We start from the raw sequence: 8,360 nt of genomic DNA on the forward strand, positions 1-8,360 counted from the left end.
GACTTTTGTGCGGGTATTCCAGATGGCTGGGGGAAATACGACGCCAGTTGCAAGTAGCGACAGCGAGGGGAGGTCTGCAAAACTTGACCCTGTACCCGATTCAGTACCGCCCATCAAATGTGGCGCACTTGAACTCAATATCATGTAGTCAGCCGGCTGCTCTACTAGAGAACCATGTTATTCCCAGCCTAGCAGTTATCCTGACGCACTCGAACAGGGTGGCTGAACCGTTTGCACTCAGATGCGCGGTGCGATGCGCATCGAGGCACGTGGTTTCGGTGCGCGCGACTCGAGTGATGGCTCCTCGTCATGCAGCAGCTTTGCCAGCTCGTCGATGCGCTGCATGCACTCGAAGGCCTGGGCCTTGTGCGCCGCGCTGTAGTCGTGCGGCGGAATATCCTCAAGCGCCTCATCCCATCGGCCGGCAGCCAGCGATCGCCCCAAGTCCTTCGCCATCCGTTCGAAAACTCCGAGCAGGATGCGCAGCCGCTGCTGGCGGTGGTAGCGCCAACCCTCGCTCAACTGCCCGGGCGGCGCATGGAATCGTGCGCGCAGCTTCTGGGCCGCGACGCGCCCGGCCGCGCTGAGGTTCTCGATGTTGCGGTCGGGCATGTCGAGGTTTAGGCCGCCTTCGTCCTTCAGCTGGCTGATCTGCACGATGCGGTCGCGGTAGCCCGGGTAGGGGAACTGGATCTCGTCGCGCCAGTTCTGCATCGTGTCGACGATGCTGAAGACGAAGCCGATCAGTCCGCCGAGCGAGCTGCCGTCGGCCGGTGCCGGCCAGTAGCGGCGCTCACCGCCGACGTTGCTGTCGGGCAGGTAGACACGCCCTGGCTGTTGGCCGGGCGGCAGCGTAGCGTCGATCTTGTGGTCGGGGTGCTCGGACTTCAGGTTGATCGCGAAGGTCGGATGACCGGGCAGCGGCGAGTCGAAGAAGTGCAACGGCATGTTGCTCGCGATGCCGCCGTCGGAGAACCACACTCGGGTGGCCATCAGCGAGTCCAGGGGTGGCTGACCCTTGGGGCACTGGTTGAGTTTTAGGCTGAAGTCTACGGCGTACAGCGGCACGGCCGACAGTAGCGCCGGGAAGCTCAGGCTCATGCGCACCGCCACCACCAGCGGCAGGTTGGCATTGCTGGGCAGTCGCGACAGCACGCGGCGCTCGCCGTTCAGCTCGTGCACGACGGTCTCCAGATCCTCGCCCGCCGCACGGACTTCGGCGCCCTCTGCGGCAGAGACACCGTCCAGCCACTTCATCACCTCATCGGGAAACAGCTTCCGCCATTCCTGCGGGTCGTAGTACAGGCCCTGGTCGCCGCGGAACGGGATGGCGTAGCACATCTGCTGGCTCACAGCCGAGGTCATCACCTCGAGGTTGACGCGGCGGTCCGCCGGCTTGACGTCGGCGAAGCGGCCGTTCACGAGCGGCGCATTCCAGAGGTCGCCGAAGACCAGCGGGTGCGACGCATGATGACCCGCGAGACCCTCGAAGTAGCCGCTGAGCCAGTCGGTCAGCCCGGCATGTCCGGCACCGGCCTCGACCGTGCGACCGCTGCACAGCCCGTAGCCGTTGCCGTGCATGCCGGCCACCAGTGTGTTGCCGAAGCGAAGGCCCGACAGCGCCAGCACCAGCCCTATGGTCAGCGGTGCGGCGATACCACCGGCCAGCACCGCCCATAACAGCGCCACGCCGCCGGCGGTGCCGCCGATTGCGCCCAGGATCGCTGCGCTGGCCAGCAGCCCGAACACCCACCACAGCAGCGGCGCCTTCCATGGCGAGGCCTTCAGCGCCTCGAGCCGGCACAGACCGTAGGCCGCCCACAGCCACCACAGCAGCAGCACGGCCAGCGCCACACCGGACGCCGCGGCAAGCGACAGCGTCGGTGCCGCGACCAGCACCACCGGCGTAAACAGAACGAAGGCGAGCAGCACGCCGAGCAGCGCGATGCCCCAGAACTGGCGCACCATGGCCAGCACGGCCCGTCCGGCCGCCGCCAGCGGGCTGGCGTTGAGCATGCTGACCAGCACCGCGAAGTGCTTGCGCACCGGCGCCGCCGGCTGGAACAGGTGGAATAGCATCGAGTGGCCGTCGGCGCTGCGTTCCTTCAACTGCCGGGGCAGCTTCATTAGCTCGGCAAAGGCATCGGCGCGCTGGCCGGTCAGCCGGCCATGCTCGGCCGCCGCGCAGCCGGCCGCGGCAATCGCCCCGGCCGAGGTGCCGCCGATGTTCTTGAAGCGGTAGGTATCAGCCAGTTCGGCGATCAGCTGCGGGTAGACCACGCCGCTGGTGATGCCGCCCTTCATGACCAGGTCGCACAGCGGCTTGTCGGCGGCAGCGGGGTTCGATTCGGGCATCACGGCATCCTCGGTCACGGCCGGACACGCAGCCCGGATCGGGCAAATGGCGCGCCAGCAGCGCATTGGCGTAGGCCGAGTACTCGGCCTGCGGGTCGGTCATCGTGCACAGCTGCGCGTCGAGCAGGTTGTCGATCACGTAGCGCACTGGGCTGTTGCCGGTTGCGTTAGCACCGACCTAAGGCTTCGCTGAACAAGGCCCCTGACTCACCAAAGGAGTTTTAGGTATCAAGGATTTGCGAGCGTCGCCTCGGAGTTTCGGCAACATGTTCAGCATTGGCTTAATGCATTTCGAGAGTGCTCGAACTGTACGGGAATGAAGCATCCGCGCGTTGAGTGCCGACGAGTGGTGTGCCATATCTAGCCAGCCGAGTTGGTTGTAGGGAATGGGGGGCCCGGCCAGTTCGGGTGATCTCAAAACGTCAAGCCGAGAGACAGCTCGGTCTTCGCTTTTTTGGATCGACCAGTCAGCAGGTCTGCACCCACGCTGCGCACCAGCTGCACTGAAGGCACGATCTTGCCCCCCTCTTCGTCAGGCCGCGCGAACAGCAGATTCAGTTCCAAGCTGTAAAGCTTGCGCGTCTGCTTCGTGCGGCTCCCGGTCGCGCTGAAGTCGCGCTGCACCTGTCCGGCCAGCCGGATAGTCGGCACTATTGCCAGCCCGGCCACCGGCGTGGGCTCGATGCCCAGGGGAGCGTAGTTCGCACCCAACTTGAGTTGTGCTCCGGTCAAGCGGCCCGTACCCTTGACGCCATTGCCGTGGGATTGGTCGACGTAAAGGGCTGGTCCGCCGTCGAAGTACAGGATCGACGGAATCACCCCCTTCTGAGGGCTACCTCCAATGGCGGGTTGCACATAGCCGCCCAGCGCCACCACAAGTCGCGCCTTGTTCTTGTCGACCCAGGACTTGGCACCGACCGAATCCTCGATCTCGACGAGTGACTTTCCGACGCTCAGCTTGACCGAATACCCAAGACTGCCGACAGGACCGGCGTTGCCCAAGTCAGACACGAGAAGCCCTGCATAGCCGGCAGAGAGTCCACGATCGTTCTTGGGTGCAGTGGACGTGGAGTCTCGATGCACATAGAGACCTGCGCTGTACGAACCGTTACGCGCAAAGTTGGCGTTTCGCCTCGCCTGCACCTCCGATTGGTAGGTCAGCACCAGATCGGCCGTGACGGTATTGCTGCCGCCCTCGCGTGTGATGGCCAGGGTGGCAGGCTCCTTCCAGGGCGTGTTGACCGGAGCGTCGTCTGCGTGAAGTTTGAGTCCGGCGCTGAGAGCCGGAGTGGCAATCAGGGTTGAGGCAACCAGCATAGAAAACGATGCCGGGTGGATAGCAATGTCATTGATCGACATGTGGCGCTCCATCAAGCCACGTTGGCCATTACAGCCTTGCGAACGTCATCTACGGTTTTGCACTTGGCCGCAACATCAGCTGGTGTAGGTTTGGCATCCGGCTGGCAGTAGGCATTGATCCAAAGCCACATGATTGAAGCGCCCTGCGGTGTAATCGCCAGTTCAGCCAACTTGAAGCCGCCAATCTTGCTCAGCGAATCTGTGCTGATGCTGTACGCAAGGGAATAGGGCGATGCCTTGTCTACCGCGTAGTAGACCAAAGCCTCCAAGCGCTTGACGGCGGCGGGCGGGGGGGTGTTGGTGGGGGCCACTCGCTCTCCTTGAAATGTTAGGGCGATATTGAGCCGAAACAATTCTCGGACGATCCTCGGTTCAATGCGTCACCAATTTTGGGGGTGAAGCGGTTTGTCGTGAACTCAAAATACAGCGGTCAGTCGGGGTGCAAGATGACGAATAGCCGGTTACTAAGAGGGCTGTCATCGGGCGACCAAACCTGACCGGCAGCAAGCAGCCTGGAACCGACTTTGCAAAACCGGAGGGTCGCAGTGCAGCGGGGGCTGTCAGCCGCACCTTGTGGTCGAGCGCACACTCACTTGCCTAATGAAGTCTTTGTCCATCGAAACTGCAGTTGCAAGAAGGGCTAAATCTTCATTTTTCCCTGCTCTGCTCTCACATCTGCGCGCTCCGCCTGGCGAACCCAGTCCTCGGAAATGGCCATCAATATCGCGGAGGTGCGAGGGTACGCCATCGTCGCGTCTGCCCAGCGCTGATAGCGCTCGGCGTACTCGCGCTCCTGCGCCCCCCCTTCATTCATTCCCTTCCGATAAACGCCGCGCTTGTTGAAGCACTCGATTGCGAAGCCGCGCTCGACCTGCTCTGACGCGACGTTCTCGACCACTTGGCACACCGCTGAAGGCGGCCAGAAGGCTTCGTCGGGATTCTGCGGTGCATGGGCAAGCACGAAACCAATGCGCTGATCTCCAATTTCATCGAGGCCCTTGGCCGCAGCAAGGCTTCTGACTTTCGTCACCCATTCGGATAGCTCGGCCGCGCTGACCATTCCATCATGCAGACCCGGCAAGGTCTTGAACGCCGACAGCAGGTCGTACGAGATCTCCGCGCGCACCTTCATCGCTTCGGTGATCTCCAGGTCGCTCGGCGCGTTTTTGCCCTTGAACACGTCGGACAGCACCTCGACGAACATTTCGGGATCCGACGCCAGCAGGCTGTAGACGGTGAGGGGCTCCTTCTCGTAGCGCAGCAGGCCGAGGTAGGCGTACTCCAACTTCGCGATCTCCAGCTTTGCCACATCACCGCGGGTTCGCAGTTCCTTCAGGGCTAGGCCGACGTAGTAGGACAGCATGTTCCCCAGGCGCTTGAGACCATCGCCTATTTGGTTGAGGCCTTTAGCGAGCAGGCTCATCAGCACGGACGTCGGCACGTCCTTGCTGCGTCTGTGAAGCAGGCCCAACACCTCAATATCCCGGTCCACGCTGCGGAACTGATCGATCGCAAACAGGAAGTCTTCGAGCGGCCCTTCCGTCGGCAGCAGGCCCGCGTGACGCCAGTACTGGTCTCGCACCTCGCTACCCAGTCCTTCCACGTAGTTCCAGGTCGGACGGGTAGAAGCCCAGCCCAGCAGCAGCTTGGCCTTTGCCGTGCTATCAGTAACGAGTGAGAGAACGCGGCCTTCAAACCCCTCCGTCCATGCCTCACCGAACTTGTCGAAGCCAGCGGCCGAGGTGTAGTAAGACAGGCTCGGCGGTGCATCAGCCTGCAGCGCGCCCTGCAGCAGCTCAAACATTTGCTCGATGGTGAACGGCACCTGGCCCAAGACTTGGCCGAGGAGATCAGGCAACTTGACCATCTTGGCAAGCCTCAGGATTCCCGGCACGCCATCTCGCGCCAGCACTCGCTCAAGAATTTCCTTGCGCAAGTTCGCGGAGTCATCAAGGACTTCGGCGTCCGGGTTGTACTTACCAACGTGCGGCGTCCAGTCGTCGAATGCATGGCGTTCAGACACCATCGGGTCGGCTGGACGATGTCGCTCAACCACTGCCTTCAGCGCCGCCAATTCATCACCGGTTAGCGCCCAGTCGGAGTCGCCAAAGTACTCGTTTCGGCTCGCCTCGTCTTTGAGGGCGTGCCATGTCGTGTTGCCCTCTGCCGTTTGGTGAGCGTCCAAGAAGCTGTCGAGGCGGGCCAGCAGCTTCGCTCGATTTGAAGGCTGCAGTCGCCCCATCGCTTCGACGAAGACCCCCAGCCGCCCCTCGCTTTCACCAGCGGCCACAAGCGCGCGATCGATCACGGCGCTTTCGAAGTCCCACACCGTCCCGAACGTGATTTCCTCGGGCTTTTCGGGCGCGAGGTCGCGCAGCTTGGGATGCTGCGTGGGCGAGGTCGAGTCCATGTGACGGGGCATCAGCTTCTTGAGCAACTGCCAGCCGACGTCGGGACATGCGGCCAGTACCGCATCTAGGCATGCGATGCGCTGAGGCTGCGAGGCGTAGGTGCCGGGCGACCAGGCCAGCAAGATGTCGCGCAGGCTGTTGATTGGCCGATTGACGTGGTTCGAGTCCGGATCTGGATCCAGTTCGCCTAGCTTGGCCAGCACCACCGCCGCGCGGTTCAGGTATTTCGGGTCCCAGGCAATCGTCTCCAGCGCCCAGAGGAAATGCACATGTGGGCTCCACGGACCGAATACGCGATCACGCTCGGACTCGAAGATCTTAGCGACCTGCTTAGGGGTGCCCTCGAGAATAGACTCGAGGGCCTTCAAAAAAGGGTTGGGCGCCGCCTCCGCGAAGAGCGCGGTCTGGTCGCCTAGGCGCATTATTGAGTGGTGCGACTTGCTCCATTCAGGCAAGGCATTGACCACGTCGTCAACGTACTGCTGCGGCGACTTGCCTTTGACGTGCAGGTTGGCCACGTCGTGCATCGAAGCGATGATGAGCAGCGTCAACGCAAGCCCGTCGCGCAGCCATCGACTGTGATTGGTTGGCGCGGCCCTTGCCGGGTTGAATTTCTGATCTCGTGATGGTTGCTCGAGCGGCTTGCTGAAGACCTTGACGACGGCATCGCGGAGCCGCGCAAGGTCGTCTTCGGTGAGCTGGCCGCCGTAGAAGTAGAACGCATCTACAGGTGCACGCACCTGCCAGACGTCGGCCTCTCTATCGACGGGACGATCCGGCATACCCAGCGTCGGGATGAGGATGTCCTCGATGGCGCTGTAGGCGGGAAAGTTGCCCAGTTCCTTCAGTACTTCGCAGTCGGCCGCAAGGTCGCTCGACCACCCGCCGGCAAGCAGCGCGGGTTTCAACGCGCTTGCCTGGCCTACCCAAGCGGGGTCACCGACTGGCGTGTTCTTAATCAGTCGCTTCAAGATAGTCAGGCTGCGCCCACATCGATGGGCCAGTTCGTAGCCCTGACCATGGTCAAGACCCATTTCGATTAAGCCCGGGACCATATCCGAGGCAGTTGGCCGACGCAGCAAGGGGCCGCGCTTGGCCTGAGCGCCCGTTGCGGCAGACAACGTTGGACAGTTCTTTCCGAGCACGCCTGCCAGCGATTCTGCTGCGCCCGTAGCGATGAAGGCCATCTTCGATTTCATCGCCAGAAAGCGGGCCGCCGCTTCCGTGCGGACGATCAGCGTTCTGGACTCCAAGGATTCGCGCACGGCCGTATCCGCGCTACGGATCGCTGCAACTGCGAAGGCAATGACCTCCTCCGATGTCTCAGCACCGAGCATGAAAGATTCGGGCTGGCCGCGCAGTTTGGCAATCAGCGCATCGGCATCATTCTGTCGACCACCGATAACGACCTTCTCATTGAGCTGCGGCCTGAACTGCGTGCTGAATTCCTCCCAGTATTCATCTGTGCTCAAAGCCCCGTCCTGCGGCGCAGACTTGAGGACATTGCGCGCGTAACGTGCCGCGATGGCCGGGTGATCCTTCAGCCACTGGACGAGAGCCACGCCGTCGAGATACCTGACGTCCTTCCATTTGCCCTCGGCGCGTCGGTCGTTCTCCCATTCCGGGATCTTCTTGGTTGGCGTGTCCCAGCAGCCGAGGTTGACCAGAACGAGCGTGTTCTCCGCCATCTCGGCCGCGGGGGTCTGGTTGGTCCGCTTCTCGTAGTCGGCGTTCGCCTTTGACGCGCCGGGCCCGGTTCCGAACTCCCACTTCGACTTGCCCGCGGGGACAAAGCTCTTGGCCTCGTCGGTTTCTAGGTCACCATCCCAGCCCCGCAGCTGGCTCACCTCGCCGCTCGGGAAGCGAAACCGCGACGCGTCGTCGATGGTCATGCGGATCAGATCCGCCAGCATCGCCATCAGGTGCTCGCGAGCGTTAAGGAAAGTCGCCCAGGTCTGAAGGCCTTTTTCGTCGATCCATTGCATGGCTTCTCTCTATCGTCTAGGACATCCACGATACGCGAACAGTGAAACTCAAGAAATGGTAGTCGTTGATGGCCGTCAAGGCGAGAACCGTGAAGACGTCCCAGACCAGGCCAACGCGACAGGGTGACGACTGCTTCGAGCGTTCGCTGACACTCCGCCTGAAAGTTTCAACGGCCGCAACCAGCCTTAAACGCTCAATGAGCAAAGGGTACTAAAGGGCGACAACGACCTACGATCAATAGCGGACGGC

Annotated in this window: 4 protein-coding genes; all 4 read right to left on the reverse strand. The window is 62.2% G+C overall.

Annotation, left to right across the window (positions count from 1 at the left end; genetic code table 11):
* Window positions 1-237 precede the first annotated feature (237 nt).
* The 4 genes from HFL01S_RS13755 to HFL01S_RS13770 all read right to left on the reverse strand — a co-directional run bounded on the left by HFL01S_RS13755 (window position 238) and on the right by HFL01S_RS13770 (window position 8,110).
* On the reverse strand, window positions 238-2,355 hold the full coding sequence (locus HFL01S_RS13755) for a patatin-like phospholipase family protein (RefSeq protein WP_157538871.1): 2,118 nt from the start codon (window positions 2,353-2,355) through the stop codon (window positions 238-240).
* Between the two features lie 414 nt (window positions 2,356-2,769).
* The gene (locus tag HFL01S_RS13760) at window positions 2,770-3,714 is read right to left on the reverse strand and encodes a hypothetical protein (RefSeq protein WP_157538872.1); all 945 of its coding nucleotides are present in this window, start codon (window positions 3,712-3,714) and stop codon (window positions 2,770-2,772) included.
* Window positions 3,715-3,725: 11 nt separating this feature from the next.
* Window positions 3,726-4,025 carry a hypothetical protein gene (locus tag HFL01S_RS13765; RefSeq protein ID WP_066259393.1) on the reverse strand — a complete coding sequence of 100 codons (300 nt, stop codon included), beginning with the start codon at window positions 4,023-4,025 and terminating at the stop codon, window positions 3,726-3,728.
* 329 nt (window positions 4,026-4,354) lie between these two features.
* The gene (locus HFL01S_RS13770) at window positions 4,355-8,110 is read right to left on the reverse strand and encodes a hypothetical protein (protein WP_066259396.1); all 3,756 of its coding nucleotides are present in this window, start codon (window positions 8,108-8,110) and stop codon (window positions 4,355-4,357) included.
* Window positions 8,111-8,360: the final 250 nt, after the last annotated feature.

It is taken from the genome of Hydrogenophaga flava NBRC 102514, assembly GCF_001571145.1.
Classification (GTDB): Bacteria; Pseudomonadota; Gammaproteobacteria; order Burkholderiales; family Burkholderiaceae_C; genus Hydrogenophaga; species Hydrogenophaga flava.

Excerpts from the sequence above, each read along its gene's own strand:
- HFL01S_RS13760 (WP_157538872.1), bottom strand. The coding sequence starts at position 3,714 with ATGTCGATCAATGACATTGCTATCCACCCGGCATCGTTTTCTATGCTG.
- HFL01S_RS13755 (WP_157538871.1), bottom strand. The coding sequence starts at position 2,355 with ATGCCCGAATCGAACCCCGCTGCCGCCGACAAGCCGCTGTGCGACCTG.
- HFL01S_RS13770 (WP_066259396.1), bottom strand. The coding sequence starts at position 8,110 with ATGCAATGGATCGACGAAAAAGGCCTTCAGACCTGGGCGACTTTCCTT.